The following is a 16,257-nucleotide window of genomic DNA, read 5'->3' on the forward strand; positions in this document are numbered from 1 at the left end:
ATACTTTATTGTTTCAATAAAAATAATTTACCTATTAATTAATTCATTGTCATTTAAAATGGGCGGCGATTTTGCCTGCGGCGCATCTATCGTTTTTTGTTATAACGATGGGAAAAATTATGCTGAAAAATTTCTTCGTTTTTTCTGGCGTCCATCAACGGCACCGTTCCCAAAAATGGGGCGGCAGAGCCCGCCCCGAGAGGTCTTACCACATCAGCCGACCGATCAACGGCGCGGCCACCACCGTGATAATGCCGGCCAGCATCATCACCAGGCTCGACACCACGCCTTCCTGTGGCCCCAACTCATAAGCGCGAGCGGTGCCGGCGCCGTGCGACGATGCGCCAAATCCGGCCCCCTTGGCCAGGCGGCTACGCACCGCCAACCGCAGAAACAGAATATCGCCTACCGCCATGCCGAATACCCCGGTGATCACCACGAACAGCGCCACCAGGTCCGGTTGCCCGCCCATCTGTTTGGCGGCCTCCAGCGCGAACGGCGTAGTGATCGAACGCACCGCCAGGCTGCGCTGCACCTCTTCCGGCAGCGTCAGCAGGCGCGCCAGCCATACCGAGCTGTATACCGCTACCAGCACCGCCGTCGTTACGCCGGCGGTCAGCGACAGCCAGTGGCGGCGGATGATATGCAGGTTCTCATACACCGGTACCGCGAAAGCGATGGTTGCCGGCCCCAGCAGCCACAGCAGCCAGTGGGTTTCACCGATATAGTCCTGATAGGAGATGTGGGTGACCACCAGCAGCAGCACCAGGATCATCGGCGTCAGTACCAACGGCATCAGCAGTAACGTGCGGCGGCGGCGATACAGCTTCTTGTTGGCGAAGTACAGCGCCAGCGTCGCCAGAAAACAGGCCAGGCTAAGGATAAAATCATTCATGGCGCTGCTTCCGTCGCTGCAGCCAAATCTCCAGCCGATACACCCTGTCCACCACCAGCCCGGTGGCGCCCAGCGTCAGCATGGTGCTGACCGCGATCACCAGAAAGATCTTCCAGCCCTCGACCATCAGCAACTGGGCATAGTTGACCACCGCCACCACCGCCGGCACGAAGAACAGCAGCATTTCCGCCAGCAGCCAGCGGGAGCCGGCCTTGACCCAGCTCAGCGGCAGAATGCGCAGCAGGATCAGCGCCAGCAGCATCAGCATGCCGACGATATTGGCGGGGAGCGGCAGGTGGAATTGTTGCACCAGGCGATCGGCGATCAGGAACAGCGCCGCATACAACGCCACCTGAATCGGCACCTGCAGGCGGGTCAGCAGGGAGGGGGCAACGCGGCGTAACGCCAGAGACATGAAAAATGACCTCAAACAATAAATTAACGGCCTACAGTATACGCAGCCGGGAAACCACGCCTGAAATGAATTAAAATTATCAACATCATGCCGTCCGGGAATAGTTTCCCGCCGGTAGCGTCCCCAAGGAGAACCCTAACGTGGATGTCCGCACCCTGCGCTACTTCGTTGAAGTGGTGCGCCAGCAAAGCTTCACCCGCGCCGCGGAAAAACTGTTCGTCACCCAGCCCACCATCAGCAAGATGCTGCGGCATCTGGAGGAAGAGCTGGAGTGCACGCTGCTGATCCGCGAAGGCCGCAAGCTGCGCCTGACCGACAGCGGCCAGGCGGTGTATCAGCGCGGCCTGACGATCCTCGACGAATTCCGGCAACTGGAGGCGGAGCTGGAAGACATCAGCTCGGTGAAAAAGGGCGTGCTGCGGCTGGGCATTCCGCCCATGGTGGGCAGGCAGATCGCCGATTTGATCCGCCGCTTTCGCCAAACCTACCCCGGCATCGAATTGAAGATTTCCGAGCTGGGCGGGCTGTCGGTCGAACAGGCGGTGATGTCCGGCGAACTGGATCTGGCGATGACGGTGTTACCCTTCGATTCGGAACAGCCGCTGACCTTTCTGCCGCTGCTGGGCCATCCGATGTGCGTGGTGGCACCGCGCACGCCGCAGTGGCTCAACCGCACCAGCATCAATATCACCGAATTGGCCGACAGCCCGATCCTGATTTATAACGAAGACTTTGCGCTGTACAAGATGCTGATGAAGGCGTTTCGCCAGGCCGGTTTTGAACCGCAAATCGCGGTGCGCAGCGGCCAGTGGGATTTCCTCGCCTCGATGGTGCAGGCCGGCGTGGGCATCGCCATGCTGCCGGAGCCGGTCTGCCGCTGGCTGGACAAGGAAAACCTGGTCTGGCTGCCGCTGGAGCCGCGCATGGAGTGGAAAATCGGGCTGATCTGGCGCCAGGGCAGCTACCTGTCGCACAGCGCGCAGGCTTGGATCGCCTGCTGCCGTGACTACTGGCCGCCGCTCAAGTAGCCAAAAAACAAGGGCCGCACAGGCGGCCCTTCAGAACAGGTATAAAGAGGAAAACGTTAATTCCTCCTCTGAGGTTTAGCCTTCGCGCTCGATCAACAGCGCTTCGAGCAGGTCGAGATCGTGCAGCAGTTTTTGCAGCGTCTCGTTGCTGATTTTCTGCGTGGCGCGCAGATGGTACAGCTCGCCGCGCTCGGCGCGCAGCGCCGTCAGGCGGAAACGCCGCTCGAGGTTTTCCATCGCCAACGCATTCTCGATATCGTCTTTTGACGCGATGCGCCGCCGCAGCATGCCCGTCACCCGCGAGCTGACCTCTTTCAACACCTGCGGGTCGAGGTTTTCTTCGGTATCGGCAACCAGGCGCTCTTCCATTTTATTCACGCTTTCGATCGCCACCTCGGCCGCCATGGCGATCGCCATGCGCTCTTCCTGCTTGCTGGCGCTCTTGTCGGCCACCTGCACGCCGCGCAGCAGCAGCGGCAACGCCAGCACGCCGACGATCAGCGACAGCAGGATCACCCCGGCGGCGATAAACACCAGCTGATAGCGCGCCGGGAAGGCGGTGCCGTCACTCAGCAACAGCGGTATCGACAGCACGCCGGCCAGGGTTATCGCCCCGCGCACCCCGGCGAACGACGCTACCCACAGCTCACGCGTGCTGTAATCGCCGAACTGCAGCGGGCGCTTTTTCATAAAGCGGTTGCTGGTCTTCTTCATTATCCACAGCCAGGTGAAACGCAGCACCAGCAGCGCGGCGTAAATAGTGGCCACGTCCGCGAACAGGTACCAGGTCTGGATGGTCGGATCCAGCTCCGCCTGCAGGATAGAGGTTTCAAGAATGCCCGGCAGCTGCAGGCCCAACATGATGAACACCATGCCGTTGAACACGAACTCCAGCATCGCCCATACGCTGTTGGCGCGCAGACGCATCGCCAGCGGCGCGTTGCGGATCACGCCGGATTGGCTGATGGTCATCCCCGCCGCCACCGCCGCCAGGATGCCGGAGACGCCGATGTGTTCGGCAATCAGGTAAGAAGCGAACGGCAGCAGCAGCAGGAACACGATCTGGGTCGCCGGATCGTCGCCGCTCCAGCGGCTCATCACCCGCAGCGATTTACTGTAGGTCCAGGTGACCGCCACGCCGGCCAACAGGCCGCCGATCGCCACTTTGAGGAATTCAAGGGTCGCGCCGCCCACGGTGAACACCATGGTGCCCATCGCCACCGCGATGGCGAACTTGAGCGATACCAGGCCGGACGCGTCGTTCATCAGCGCCTCGCCCTCGAGCACGCCCATGATCGGCTTGGGAATCCGCCCTTTGCCGACGATGCCGGACAGCGCCACGGCATCGGTCGGCGACAGCACCGCCGCCAGCGCGAAGGCCGCCACCAGCGGAATGCCCGGCACCATGGCGTAGATCAGATAACCGACGCCGACCACGGTGATCAGCACCAGCACCAGCGCCAGGCCGAGAATTTCACGCCCGTGATGCAGGAACTCGCGCGTCGGCGTTTTCCAGCCGTCGGCGAACAGCAGCGGCGGGATGAACAGCACCAGGAACAGTTCGGGATCAAAGTCGACGTGCAGCCCGAAATGCGGCCAGGCCAACAGGGCCCCGATGGCGATTTGCATCAGCGGCAGCGGCACCTGGAACGGCAACATGCGCGTCACCACCCCGGACAGGGAGACCACCAGGATCAAAATGAGGATTGTAAAAAAGATTTCCATGCTTTCCTTAGACTCTACGATTCAGACGACATCGGCTCAGGGCCTGCGTTGGTCCCGATAGTAGATCACTTTTTTTACAGCCGTTAAAGCTTGTTGTGCCTTTCAAAACGCGGTGCAGAGCAGAAGAAGACTTATCTTAAGAAGGGAATTGCCGTCACAGGCTCCCCCGCCCGATGGGCGAGGGAAACCCAAGAGGCTTAAATCGCCCAGCCGCCGGCGTAGAACGCCACCAGCGCCACGGCGATCAGCACGGTGCCGATGTTCAACTTGCGCCATTCGCCGGAGAAGATGCGGCCGATGACCAGCGAGCTGAAGCCCAGCATGATGCCGGTGACGATGTTGCAGGTCAGCACGATGAACACCGCGCACAGCAGGCCGGCCATTGCGTCGACGAAGTCGTTGAAGTCCAGCTTGGTGACGTTGCTCAGCATCAGCAGGCCGACGTACATCAGCGCCGGCGCGGTGGCGTAGACCGGCACCAGATAGGCCAGCGGCGACAGGAACAGGATCAGCAGGAACAGGATGCCGACCACGGTGGCGGTCAGGCCGGTTTTGCCGCCCGCGGCGGTGCCGGCAGCGGACTCGATGTAGACCGCGGCGGGCGCGGCGCCCACCAGGCCGGAGAAGATGCTGCTCAGGGAATCCGAGGTCAGCGCCTTGCCGCCGTTGATGATCTGCCCGTCTTTATCCAGCAGGTTGGCCTGCCCGGCCACCGCGCGGATGGTGCCGGTGGCGTCGAACACCGCAGTCATCACCAGCGCCAGCACGCTCGGCAACACCACCGGCTGCAACGCGCCCATGATATCCAGGCTGAAGATCAACGATTTGCCGTCAGCGTCCGCCAGGCTCGGCATGGCGAACAGCCCTTGGTATTTCACCGCCGGATCGACGATCAGGCCGATGATGGAAATGGCGATGATCACCAGCAGAATGCCGCCGGGCACGCGCAGCTTCTCCAGGCCGAAGATCACCGCCAGGCCGACCAGCGTCATCACCACCGGGAAGGAGGTGAAGGCGCCAAGCGCCACCGGCAGGCCATCCAGCGGGTTCTTCACCACCAGGCCGACACCGTTGGCGGCGATCAGCAGCAGGAACAGACCGATGCCGATGCCGGTGCCGTGCGCCACGCCCATCGGCAGGTTACGCAGGATCCAGGCGCGGATGCCGGTGACCGAGATGACGGTAAACAGCACGCCCATCACGAACACCGCGCCCAGCGCCACCGGAATGCTGATGTGCTGACCCAGCACCAGGCTGAAGGCGGTGAAAGCGGTCAATGAGATCGCACAGCCGATGGCCATCGGCAGGTTAGCCCACAGCCCCATCAGCAGCGAGCCCAGCCCGGCCACCAGGCAGGTAGAGACAAACACCGCCGCCGGCGGGAAGCCCGCTTTGCCCAGCATGCTCGGCACCACGATCACCGAGTACACCATCGCCAGGAAGGTGGTCAGCCCCGCCACCACTTCCTGTCGCACGCTGCTGCCGCGCGCGGAAATTTTAAAATAGCCATCAAGCCCGCCGGTTGGTTTTGCGGCGTGGTTCGCTTGAGAGTTCGACATAGGTTACTTCCCCTGTGTTTCATTAATCGGCCCGTCACAGCAGGCCTGTCATCTCGCCCGCGCCCGATCGCCACGTAATCGTTTACGTCACGTTCCGCTTCCTTGCCCTTCCGTCGCATCGCCAACGGCAATGCGCACCAAGGCAAACGTTTAACTCGCAGCGCGCGGTACGGGTAATTTATGGTGGTTTATTCAAGGCAAACGATTATCCTGCCTTCCATGGCGTCTAATCAACTAAAGATCGCGGCAATTTATGCAGAAAGTGGCGGGAATGGCGTCTGCACGATAAAACCGGGGCGACGGACGCCCCGGCGAGATTATTGCGCCTGTACCGCAGCGGGATCCATATACATCAATTCCCAGATATGGCCGTCCAGGTCCTGAAAGCCATGGCCGTACATCATGCCGTAGTCGCGTGGCTGATGATAAGTGTTGCCGCCGCCGGCGATCGCCTTGCGCACCAGTTCGTCCACCGCCGCCCGGCTGGGTTGCGACAGGCACACCAGCACCTCGGTGGCCTGTTTGGCGTCGCCGATCGGGTTCGGGGTAAACATCCTGAATTTGTCATGGGTCAGCAGCATCACGTAAATCGTGTCGCTGACCACCATGCACGCGGCGGTATCGTCGGTAAATTGCGGGTTGAAAGCGAACCCCAGGTGGGTGAAAAACGCCATCGAGGCGGGCAGATCGCGTACGGGTAGGTTAACGAAGATTTGCGTAGCCATGGGCTACCTCCGATGAAGAATGACCCCATCGAGTATAGCCCATCCGCTTAACTCAGCAGGTCGTAAGGGCCGCCCTGCTCCAATGCCCGCTGGTAGGCGGGCCGGGCATGAATGCGCTGCAGGAAGCCGCGCAGTTTCGGGCAATTGTCCAACGCGCCGCGCGCCGCCATCGCCTCCAGCGGAAAGCTCATCTGAATATCCGCCGCGCTGAAATCGTTGCCGACAAACCAGCTGCCCTTGTTCAGGTGCTGTTCGAGGTATTCGCAGTGCGGCGCGATCTGTTTGTCGAGGTATTCGCGCTGCACGCCCTTGCCGATCGCGCCGGCCACCGGCCGCAGCAGCCAGGGGATCGGCGGCTGGCCAAGGCGGCTGAACACCAGCTTCATCACCAACAGCGGCATCAGCGATCCTTCGGCGTAGTGCAGCCAATAGCGATACTGCTGGCGCGCGTGGAAGTCGGTCGGCATGAACATGCCCTGCGCGTCATAGGCTTCCTGCAAGTATTCGATGATGGCGCCGGATTCCGCCAGCGTCAGATCGCCGTCGACGATCACCGGCGATTTGCCCAGCGGATGGATCTTTTTCAGCGCCGCCGGCGCCAGCAGGGTCTGCGGATCGCGCTCGTAGCGTTGCACCTGATAGGGCACGCCCAGCTCTTCCAAAAACCACAGAATGCGCTGCGATCGCGAGTGGTTGAGATGATGAACAATGATCATGACGAAGCCCCTGTCCGCTGCCACACCAGTTCGCCAACCTGCACGCCGTTGCCGAGCTGCAAGGGCACCGTGCGCAACGTCAGCCGATCGCCGCTGAAAGCGTAAAAACGCACCTGACGGCTGCCTACCCAATTGGGGAACGAACAGCCTTCGACCTGATGCACCACCCGCTGTTCGCTTTCCTCCACCTGATAGTGGCCGAAGTAGCAAATCATATTGATGAAGGCGGCGCGGATCTCCCGCTCAGACCCCTGCGTCAAATCGTCGGCGGCGAAACGCGGCCGCACGGCGCTATACAGCTGCGCCGCCATCGTGCCGTTGGCCTCATAGTGGATGCGCCCCAACACCTGCTCGCCCAGCGGGTAATTCAGCTCGCCGTTCTGGTTTTTGAACACCGACGACACCAGCGCCCAGCTGCCGATAAACGCGTTTACCGTCATTACGCTTCTCCGGTTAAAGATCCTCTGTAAAGGGTAGTGGCGATTTTTACCGCGCGCCAGCGGGTGAAAAACAATCAGTTTATTTGACAGAGATACTCAAAACTCTCCGATTTTTTATTCACACCCGGTGCACTACTATTTAACACATCGAGAGGCAACGGGCTCTCACCTAACAAATACTCTGAGGAACACATCATGAAAAACGTCAAAATTTTTGCTACCGCTGCGCTGCTGGCTACCGCTTCTTTCGCTTCTTTCGCTACCTTCGCCGCTGACCTGCCTTCCAGCCAACCCGCTGCAGACGCCCAAAAAATCGGCGTAGTCTCCGTTAGCGGCGCCACCAACCTGAGCGCGCTGGAAAGCGAACTGGCCAGCAAAGCCGCCGCGTCGGGCGCCAGTTCCTACCGCATCGTCGCCGCCGGCGGCCAGAACAAACTGTACGGCACCGCAGAAATCTTCAACTGATCGTCGAACAGCCAACCGACGGAAGAAAGAAGCCCCGCAAGGGGCTTTTCTCGTTGTGGGCAGGCAAAGCTCTTTGTGAACAGTGGCCGCCGGACATTTCACCGATACTGAGAATAACGCCTTACCCTCACCCACTTTGGAGAAATAACATGACCACAGCACATCCTCTGCAAGGCAAAGTCGCATTCGTCCAGGGCGGCTCACGCGGCATCGGCGCCGCCATCGTGAAACGGTTGGCGAGTGAAGGGGCCGCGGTCGCCTTTACCTACGCCGCCTCGGCCGATCGCGCCGAAGCGGTGGCAAGCGCCGTTACCGCCGCCGGCGGCAAAGCCCTCGCCATCAGGGCCGACAGCGCCGATGCGGCGGCGCTGCAGCAGGCGGTGCGTCAGGCCGTCAGCCACTTCGGCAACCTGGATATTCTGGTGAACAACGCCGGGGTGTTTACACTGGGCGGCACCGAAGCGCTGGCGCTGGACGATCTGGATCGCATGCTAGCGGTCAACGTGCGCAGCGTGTTCGTCGCCAGCCAGGAAGCGGCGCGCCACATGAATGAGGGCGGGCGCATCATCCACATCGGCAGCACCAACGCCGAGCGCGTGCCGTTCGGCGGCGCGGCGGTGTATGCGATGAGCAAATCGGCACTGATCGGCCTGACCAAAGGCATGGCGCGCGATCTCGGCCCGCGCGGCATCACCGTCAATAACGTGCAGCCCGGCCCGGTAGACACCGAGATGAACCCGGACGCCGGCGAATTCGCCGATCAACTCAAGCAGCTGATGGCGATCGGCCGCTACGGCAAAGATGAAGAGATCGCCAGCTTCGTCGCCTACCTCGCCGGCCCGCAGGCGGGTTACATCACCGGCGCCAGCCTGAGCATAGACGGCGGCTTCTCGGCGTAACCATTCTTCGATGCAAAAAGCCCCGCAAGGGGCTTTTTTAATGGCGAATTACGCTTCGGTACCGTCGCCGTCAATGCAGACCACCGCGCTTTCGTTCGTCCCCACAGGGAAATGGCGGTCAAAGCGATCCTTCAGATCCTCCAGGGTGATTTCGGCAAAGCGCGCCAGCAGCGCCTGCTCGGCCTCATCCAGCACGTTGCCCAGCGCCTGATTTACCGCCGCCTCCACCGCACATTCCGGATGCTGTTCCCCACCGCCGATGGCGAACAACTGCTTAACGCCCACCGCCCGGTAGATATCGAGCAGGCTGATGTTCCGCAGATCGTCGGCGATACGCCACCCTCCGTGATGGCCCTTTTCCGACGCAACGAAACCGGCATCACGCAGGCCGGCCAAGGTGCGTCTGACGACGGCGCTGTTGGTGCCCAGCATCGCGGCGATCTGTTCCGAGGTGTAAACCCCCTTGTGGCGCGCCATATGCAGTAACACGTGCAGCATGCGCGAAAGCTTGTTGTCCTGACGCATTCCCATCTTCCTTTCAGCTCAGCATATTCTCGTATCTTACAATGATACGAAAGATTGACAACGGCGAATATCACGTGCTTTTATAGGTTACATGAAATAACCGGCGTTCTCTTGGGCGCTGAAAACCCATTGCACCATGACCTCGTAAGGAATAATGATGACTCCCGTATCGGCTTCAGATCTCTCGGTATGCCTGATGATCGCGCTGGCGTCGGCCAGTATTTCCATGACCCTGACACAAACCGAACTCTTCACGGCGCTGCGGGCCTGGGCGGCGCGCAAAAATGCCCTGCTGGGCCATTTGTTCCAATGCTTTTACTGCATGAGCCACTGGGTGGTGATTGCAGGAATGCTGGTTTACCGCCCGGCGCTGTTGCACAGCGGCATCGGCCCGATCGATTGGGTGATGACCGCCTTCATCGTGCTCACCGTCACCACCTTTATCAACGGCCTGCTGTTTAAAGTATTTCAGGCGGCTGTGCGCACTCATGTGATGAAACACGAGGCGCAGCACATGTTGAATTCGCATGAGCAGTGATGAGGCCGCGCATGAACCAGAACACCAATGACATTTTCAACGGCGAATTCTCCCGCCGGTATGACGCCGGCAACGCGCGCTTCAATACGATTAGTGACAATCTTCACTTTTTGATTGTGCTGCTATTGAAGGATTTGCCCGTCAATGCTCACATCCTGTGTGTTGGCGTAGGAACCGGTACCGAGATGATCCATTTGGCCCGCCAGAACCCGAGCTGGCGTTTCACCGGCGTGGATCCTTCCGCCGACATGCTGGCGGTGTGCGCTGCCAAGCTACGGCAGGCGGAGATTGGCGAACGCTGCACGTTGGTGGAGGGCTATCTGCAGGATCTGCCGAGCGTGCCAGATTACGACGCCGTACTGTGTCTGCTAGTGACCCATTTTATTCTCGATGACGCGCGTGGCGACCTCTATCGCCATATGGCGTCACGGTTAAATACCGCAGGCCGGGTGGTGATTGCGGAAATTTCCGGTGATACGACGGCGGCGGATTTTGACCAGCACCTGGCCAGCTGGGCCGCCATGCAGTCTCTTGACGGTCAAACTCCGCGCACGCCGGTTGAGCTCCGAGCCCAGTTGCAGCAACGGCTGTTGCTGCTGCCGCCGGAACGCACCGAACGGTTGATCGCCGAAGCCGGATTTTCTCCGCCGCAGCGTTTCTTCCAGTCGTTGCTGATCCACGCTTGGACGGCCCGTAAATCGGCATAAAAAAACCCCGCCTAAGCGGGGTTTTTCGCGATCTTTTCCAGGCGAACCTTAGAACGGAATATCGTCGTCGAAATCCATTGGCGGTTCGTTGCTGGTCGCCGGAGCGCTGTTCTGCGCCGGGCGAGACTGCTGCTGGCCGCCGCTGAACTGGTTGCCGCCCTGTGGCTGCTGAGGCTGGCCCCAACCGCCCTGGCCGCCGGCAGATTGACCGGCCGGTGCGCCGCCGCCCTGACGGCCGCCCAGCATCTGCATGGTACCGCCAACGTTAACCACGATCTCGGTGGTGTAGCGATCCTGGCCGCTCTGATCCTGCCATTTACGCGTCTGCAGGGAGCCTTCGATGTAGACCTGAGAGCCTTTACGCAGGTATTCGCCCGCCACTTCGGCCAGTTTGCCGAACAGCACGACGCGGTGCCACTCGGTCTTTTCTTTCTGTTCGCCGGTCGCCTTGTCACGCCAGCTTTCGGAGGTCGCCAGGGTAATGTTGGCCACTGCGCCGCCGTTCGGCATGTAACGGACTTCTGGATCCTGACCCAGATTCCCGACCAGAATTACTTTGTTTACGCCTCTGCTGGCCATGAGCACTTCTCCCGATGATTGATTTCTACACAGTATAAACGCGTCAGTTTACCACGCTGAGTACGAAACCACACCCGTGTTGATAAGTGCGAATTGCATTCCAGAATTGTCTTTTCGATCGACCTTGTTGCATTCTCATACTGGATATTCATTCAGGTTTTTTTGTGTCATAATTATGCGTTTCGACCTGGCTGTGCCGGTTTTTTGCGAGATCCATCACAAAATCCCCCGCAAAAATCGCGACAGGCGCGGTGTATCATCAAGACGGGAAGTGTAAATGGACAATATCGAAGTTCGTGGTGCTCGAACCCATAATCTGAAAAACATCAACCTGATCATCCCGCGTGACAAACTGATCGTCGTCACCGGCCTGTCCGGTTCCGGCAAGTCTTCGCTGGCTTTCGATACGCTGTACGCCGAAGGGCAGCGGCGCTATGTCGAATCACTCTCCGCCTATGCGCGCCAGTTCCTGTCGCTGATGGAAAAACCGGACGTCGACCATATTGAAGGCCTGTCGCCGGCGATCTCCATCGAGCAGAAATCCACCTCGCACAACCCGCGGTCCACGGTCGGCACCATCACCGAGATCCACGACTACCTGCGCCTGCTGTTCGCCCGCGTCGGCGAGCCACGCTGCCCGGATCACCATGTGCCGCTGGCGGCGCAAACCGTCAGCCAAATGGTCGATAACGTGCTGAGCCAGCCGGAAGGCAAGCGCCTGATGCTGCTGGCGCCGGTAGTGAAAGATCGCAAGGGCGAGCACACCAAAACGCTGGAAAACCTGGCCGCCCAAGGCTATATCCGCGCGCGCATCGACGGTGAAGTGTGCGATCTGTCCGATCCGCCGAAGCTGGAGCTGCAGAAAAAACACACCATCGAAGTGGTGGTCGATCGCTTCAAGGTGCGCGACGACATGGCGCAACGCCTGGCCGAATCGTTCGAAACTGCGCTGGAGCTGTCCGGCGGCACCGCGGTGGTGGCGGACATGGACGACGAAAAAGCGGACGAGTTGCTGTTCTCCGCCAACTTCGCCTGCCCGATCTGCGGCTACAGCATGCGCGAGCTGGAACCGCGCCTGTTTTCCTTCAACAACCCGGCCGGTGCCTGCCCGACCTGCGATGGCCTGGGCGTGCAGCAGTTCTTCGATCCGGAGCGCGTGGTGCAAAACCCCGAGCTGTCGCTGGCCGGCGGCGCGATCCGCGGCTGGGATCGCCGCAACTTCTACTATTTCCAGATGCTGCGTTCACTGGCGGAGCACTATGAGTTCGACGTCGAAGCGCCGTTCAACACCCTGAGCGCCGACGTACAGAAGGCGGTGCTGAGCGGCTCTGGCAAAGAGTCGATCGAATTCAAATACATCAACGATCGCGGTGACACCACCGTGCGCCGCCATCCGTTCGAAGGCGTGCTGCACAACATGGAGCGCCGCTATAAAGAGACCGAATCCAGCGCGGTGCGCGAAGAGCTGGCGAAGTTCATCAGCAACCGCCCTTGCGCCTCGTGTCACGGCACCCGTCTGCGTGAAGAAGCGCGCAACGTGTTCGTCGAAGACACCACGCTGCCGGAAATCTCCGATCTGAGCATCGGCCATGCGATGACCTTCTTCCAGAACATGAAGCTCAGCGGCCAGCGCGCCAAGATCGCCGAGAAAGTGCTGAAAGAGATCGGCGATCGCCTGAAATTCCTGGTGAACGTCGGCCTGAACTACCTGTCGTTGTCCCGTTCGGCGGAAACGCTCTCCGGCGGTGAAGCGCAGCGTATTCGTTTGGCCAGCCAGATTGGCGCCGGCCTGGTGGGCGTGATGTACGTGCTGGATGAGCCGTCGATCGGCCTGCACCAGCGCGATAACGAACGCCTGCTGGAAACGCTGATCCACCTGCGCAACCTCGGCAACACAGTGATCGTGGTGGAGCATGACGAAGACGCCATCCGCGCCGCCGACCACGTGATCGACATCGGCCCCGGCGCCGGCGTGCACGGCGGCCAGGTGGTGGCAGAAGGCACCGTCGACGACATCATGGCGCAGCCGGAATCGCTGACCGGCCAGTTCCTCAGCGGCAAGCGCGAGATCGCCATTCCCGCGCAGCGTGTGCCGGCCGATCCGACCAAAGTGTTGAAGCTGAGCGGCGCGCGCGGCAACAACCTGAAGGACGTGACGCTGACGCTGCCGGTCGGTCTGTTTACCTGCATCACCGGCGTGTCCGGCTCCGGCAAATCGACGCTGATCAACGATACGCTGTTCCCGATCGCCCAGCGCCAGCTTAACGGCGCCACCATCGCCGAGCCGGCGCCGTTCCGCGAAGTGACCGGCCTGGAACATTTCGACAAGGTGATCGACATCGATCAGAGCCCGATCGGCCGTACGCCACGCTCCAACCCGGCCACCTACACCGGTATCTTCACCCCGGTGCGCGAGCTGTTCGCCGGCGTGCCGGAATCGCGCAGCCGCGGTTATACGCCGGGCCGCTTCAGCTTCAACGTCAAGGGTGGGCGCTGTGAAGCCTGCCAGGGCGACGGGGTGATCAAGGTCGAAATGCACTTCTTGCCGGACATCTACGTGCCGTGCGACCAGTGCAAGGGCAAGCGTTATAACCGCGAAACGCTGGAAGTGAAGTACAAGGGCAAGAGCATCCACGAAGTGCTGGAGATGACCATCGAAGAAGCGCGTGAGTTCTTCGACGCGGTGCCGGCGCTGGCGCGCAAGCTGCAAACCCTGATGGATGTCGGCCTGTCCTACATCCGCCTCGGCCAGTCGGCCACCACGCTCTCCGGCGGGGAGGCGCAGCGCGTCAAGCTGGCGCGCGAGCTGTCGAAACGCGGCACCGGCCAGACGCTGTATATCCTCGACGAACCGACTACCGGCCTGCACTTCGCCGATATCCAACAACTGTTGGCGGTGCTGCATCAGCTGCGCGATCAGGGCAATACCATCGTGGTCATCGAGCATAACCTGGACGTGATCAAGACCGCCGACTGGATCGTCGATCTGGGGCCGGAAGGCGGCAGCGGCGGCGGCGAGATCCTGGTCGCCGGCACGCCGGAAACCGTGGCCGAGTGTGAGAAATCGCACACCGCGCGCTTCCTGAAACCGCTGTTGAACAAGTAATATCGCCAACGTGCGGGCCGTCGTTCAGGCGACCCGCACGCTGACCCGTTTCATTGCAATCAAACAGAAACGGGCAAGATTTCGACATTTTCAGGCATTTCCCTCCGCACTCACCGCTTTTATCATCAATGTTCCCTCGGCGGCCGCCCTGTCTGATTCAGGCCGCATCTTACCGGCACTCCGCTGCCGGCCAAGCGTTGTCCCCCTACATTGATAACTGGAGCGACCATGAACATTACCCATGCCTATGCCGCGCATGATGCGAAGTCTGCGCTGGTGCCTTTCGATTACCCACCGCGCGCCCTGCGCGACCACGATGTGCAAATTCAGGTGTTGTTCTGCGGTGTCTGCCATTCGGACCTGCATCAGGCTCGCAACGAATGGAGCAATACGATTTACCCGGTGGTACCAGGCCATGAAATCGTCGGGCGCGTCAGCGCCGTCGGCGGCCATGTCTCGCGTTACCGGGTCGGCGATCTGGTCGGCGTCGGTTGCATGGTGGATTCCTGCCGCAGCTGCCCGAGCTGCGATGAGGGGCTGGAACAGTATTGCGAGAACGGCTTTACCGGCACCTATAACGGCCAGGATCGCCAGACCGGCGCCGTAACCTACGGCGGCTACTCCACCAATCTGGTGGTGGATCAGGACTTCGTGCTGCGCGTGCCGGAAAACCTCGATCCGGCCGGGGTCGCGCCGCTGCTGTGCGCCGGCATCACCACCTATTCGCCGCTGCGCCAGTGGGGTGCGGGGCCAGGCAAAAAGGTCGGCATCGTCGGCCTCGGCGGGCTGGGGCACATGGGCGTCAAACTGGCGCGGGCGATGGGCGCGCACGTGGTGCTGTTCACCACCTCGCCGTCGAAAATCGAAGACGCCAAGCGCCTCGGCGCCCATGAAGTGGTGATTTCGCGCAACCCGGATGAGATGGCGCAGCACGTTAATAGCTTCGACTTCATCCTCAACACGGTAGCGGCTCAGCACGATCTGAACCCGTTCCTCAACTTGCTGCGCCGCGACGGCACCCTGACGCTGGTCGGCGCGCCGGAGCACGATCATCCGTCGCCGCAGGTGTTCAACCTGATCATGAAGCGCCGCCGCATCGCCGGTTCGCTGATCGGTGGCATCGCGGAAACGCAAGAGATGCTGGACTTCTGCGGCCAACACGGCATCACGTCCGATATCGAGCTGATCCCGATGCAGCAAATTAATGAGGCCTATGAGCGCATGCTGAAAAGCGACGTGAAGTACCGCTTCGTGGTGGATATCGACTCGCTGCGAGCCTGATGACGGCGGGCGCCCGGCGGCGCCCGTTTTTTTTATAGCTGCTTGATGACCCTGGCCGGATTGCCGCCCACCACGCAGTTGGCCGGCACGTCTTTGGTCACTACCGCGCCGGAGGCCACGACCGCATTATCGCCGATGGTCACGCCCGGATTGATCACCGCACGCCCGCCGATCCACACGTTGTTGCCAATCTTGACCGGCTTGCCGAACTCCGCGCCGCCGACGCGGGTCTCAGCGTCCAGCGGATGGGTCGCGGTGTAAATATGCACGCCCGGTGCCAGCAGGCAGTTGTCGCCGATATGCACCTCGCACACGTCGAGGATCACGCAGTCGAAATTGGCGTAGAAGTTCTTGCCGAGATAGATGTTATACCCGTAGTCGCAGCGGAAGGTCGGCTCGATGGTGCCGCCCTGATAGCCGCCCAGCAGCTCACCCAGCCACTGTTTGCGCAGCTCACCCTCTTCCGGCGAGGAGTGGTTATAGCGATGCGTCAACTGGCGCGCGCGCCGACGTTCGCTGCGCAGCAGGTCATCGCCGGCGTCGTACAGTTCCCCGGCGATCATCTTGCGCTTTTCTTCGCTGATGGCCATGTCGGCCTCCTTAATCTTATCCGCGTTTCTTGAATGCCCAAGCGTAGCCGCTTTTGCCTGGCGA

At 60.8% G+C, this 16,257-nt stretch carries 17 protein-coding genes; 7 read left to right on the forward strand and 10 right to left on the reverse strand.

From position 1 onward, the window contains the following. Nucleotides 1-205: 205 nt before the first annotated feature. Nucleotides 206-895 carry an LrgB family protein gene (locus tag ACJ8IL_RS08955; protein ID WP_004936833.1) on the reverse strand — a complete coding sequence of 230 codons (690 nt, stop codon included), beginning with the start codon at nt 893-895 and terminating at the stop codon, nt 206-208. Next, on the reverse strand, nt 888-1,310 hold the full coding sequence (locus tag ACJ8IL_RS08960) for a CidA/LrgA family protein (RefSeq protein ID WP_004936830.1): 423 nt from the start codon (nt 1,308-1,310) through the stop codon (nt 888-890). The genes ACJ8IL_RS08955 and ACJ8IL_RS08960 overlap by 8 nt, the downstream gene beginning before the upstream one ends. A 140-nt stretch (nt 1,311-1,450) precedes the next feature. On the opposite strand from ACJ8IL_RS08960, the gene ACJ8IL_RS08965 reads away from it, so the two are divergent. Beyond that, a complete protein-coding gene (locus ACJ8IL_RS08965; RefSeq protein WP_141972318.1) occupies nt 1,451-2,338 on the forward strand; it encodes a LysR family transcriptional regulator in 888 nt (295 codons plus the stop codon). A 75-nt stretch (nt 2,339-2,413) separates the two neighbouring features. Here the strand turns inward: ACJ8IL_RS08965 and ACJ8IL_RS08970 are convergent, their stop codons facing one another. The 5 genes from ACJ8IL_RS08970 to ACJ8IL_RS08990 all read right to left on the reverse strand — a co-directional run bounded on the left by ACJ8IL_RS08970 (nt 2,414) and on the right by ACJ8IL_RS08990 (nt 7,503). Then, on the reverse strand, nt 2,414-4,063 hold the full coding sequence (locus ACJ8IL_RS08970; RefSeq protein WP_141972316.1) for a Na+/H+ antiporter: 1,650 nt from the start codon (nt 4,061-4,063) through the stop codon (nt 2,414-2,416). A gap of 197 nt (nt 4,064-4,260) precedes the next feature. Beyond that, nucleotides 4,261-5,622 (reverse strand): NCS2 family permease, encoded by a 1,362-nt coding sequence (locus tag ACJ8IL_RS08975; RefSeq protein WP_025304431.1) that lies wholly within the window; start codon nt 5,620-5,622, stop codon nt 4,261-4,263. Nucleotides 5,623-5,939: 317 nt separating this feature from the next. After that, nucleotides 5,940-6,347 carry a VOC family protein gene (locus ACJ8IL_RS08980; protein WP_025304432.1) on the reverse strand — a complete coding sequence of 136 codons (408 nt, stop codon included), beginning with the start codon at nt 6,345-6,347 and terminating at the stop codon, nt 5,940-5,942. A gap of 47 nt (nt 6,348-6,394) precedes the next feature. Then, nucleotides 6,395-7,063, reverse strand: coding sequence for a glutathione S-transferase family protein (locus tag ACJ8IL_RS08985; protein ID WP_025304433.1), 669 nt, complete (start codon nt 7,061-7,063; stop codon nt 6,395-6,397). Beyond that, the gene (locus ACJ8IL_RS08990) at nt 7,060-7,503 is read right to left on the reverse strand and encodes a lipocalin-like domain-containing protein (RefSeq protein WP_142591228.1); all 444 of its coding nucleotides are present in this window, start codon (nt 7,501-7,503) and stop codon (nt 7,060-7,062) included. The genes ACJ8IL_RS08985 and ACJ8IL_RS08990 overlap by 4 nt, the downstream gene beginning before the upstream one ends. Nucleotides 7,504-7,698: 195 nt before the next feature. On the opposite strand from ACJ8IL_RS08990, the gene bhsA reads away from it, so the two are divergent. Together bhsA and ACJ8IL_RS09000 are read left to right on the forward strand one after the other, a co-directional pair. Beyond that, complete coding sequence (bhsA, locus tag ACJ8IL_RS08995) at nt 7,699-7,968, forward strand: multiple stress resistance protein BhsA (RefSeq protein ID WP_442516507.1); 270 nt, start codon at nt 7,699-7,701, stop codon at nt 7,966-7,968. Nucleotides 7,969-8,117: 149 nt separating this feature from the next. Further along, nucleotides 8,118-8,867, forward strand: coding sequence for a 3-oxoacyl-ACP reductase family protein (locus ACJ8IL_RS09000; RefSeq protein WP_173889852.1), 750 nt, complete (start codon nt 8,118-8,120; stop codon nt 8,865-8,867). A gap of 48 nt (nt 8,868-8,915) precedes the next feature. On the opposite strand, the gene ACJ8IL_RS09005 is transcribed toward ACJ8IL_RS09000, so the two are convergent. Further along, complete coding sequence (locus ACJ8IL_RS09005) at nt 8,916-9,392, reverse strand: Rrf2 family transcriptional regulator (RefSeq protein WP_060434693.1); 477 nt, start codon at nt 9,390-9,392, stop codon at nt 8,916-8,918. Between the two features lie 157 nt (nt 9,393-9,549). Between ACJ8IL_RS09005 and ACJ8IL_RS09010 the strand changes: the two genes are divergently transcribed. Together ACJ8IL_RS09010 and ACJ8IL_RS09015 are read left to right on the forward strand one after the other, a co-directional pair. Beyond that, a complete protein-coding gene (locus ACJ8IL_RS09010) occupies nt 9,550-9,930 on the forward strand; it encodes a hypothetical protein (protein ID WP_060434695.1) in 381 nt (126 codons plus the stop codon). A gap of 11 nt (nt 9,931-9,941) precedes the next feature. Then, nucleotides 9,942-10,637: a class I SAM-dependent methyltransferase gene (locus ACJ8IL_RS09015; RefSeq protein WP_060434750.1), complete on the forward strand. Its 696-nt coding sequence runs from the start codon at nt 9,942-9,944 to the stop codon at nt 10,635-10,637. A gap of 48 nt (nt 10,638-10,685) precedes the next feature. Here ACJ8IL_RS09015 and ssb1 read toward each other — a convergent pair whose 3' ends face one another. Next, nucleotides 10,686-11,216 (reverse strand): single-stranded DNA-binding protein SSB1, encoded by a 531-nt coding sequence (gene ssb1 / locus ACJ8IL_RS09020; RefSeq protein ID WP_004936793.1) that lies wholly within the window; start codon nt 11,214-11,216, stop codon nt 10,686-10,688. A 277-nt stretch (nt 11,217-11,493) separates the two neighbouring features. On the opposite strand from ssb1, the gene uvrA reads away from it, so the two are divergent. After that, nucleotides 11,494-14,322 (forward strand): excinuclease ABC subunit UvrA, encoded by a 2,829-nt coding sequence (gene uvrA / locus ACJ8IL_RS09025; protein WP_147823175.1) that lies wholly within the window; start codon nt 11,494-11,496, stop codon nt 14,320-14,322. 228 nt (nt 14,323-14,550) lie between these two features. Continuing rightward, entirely contained in the window at nt 14,551-15,603 is a 1,053-nt protein-coding gene (locus ACJ8IL_RS09030; RefSeq protein ID WP_043139692.1) for an NAD(P)-dependent alcohol dehydrogenase, read from the forward strand. 32 nt (nt 15,604-15,635) lie between these two features. On the opposite strand, the gene maa is transcribed toward ACJ8IL_RS09030, so the two are convergent. Then, nucleotides 15,636-16,193, reverse strand: coding sequence for a maltose O-acetyltransferase (maa, locus tag ACJ8IL_RS09035; protein ID WP_261127492.1), 558 nt, complete (start codon nt 16,191-16,193; stop codon nt 15,636-15,638). Nucleotides 16,194-16,257: the final 64 nt, after the last annotated feature.

The sequence above is a fragment of the Serratia sp. CY47444 genome, assembly GCF_052168635.1.
Taxonomy (GTDB): domain Bacteria; phylum Pseudomonadota; class Gammaproteobacteria; order Enterobacterales; family Enterobacteriaceae; genus Serratia; species Serratia bockelmannii.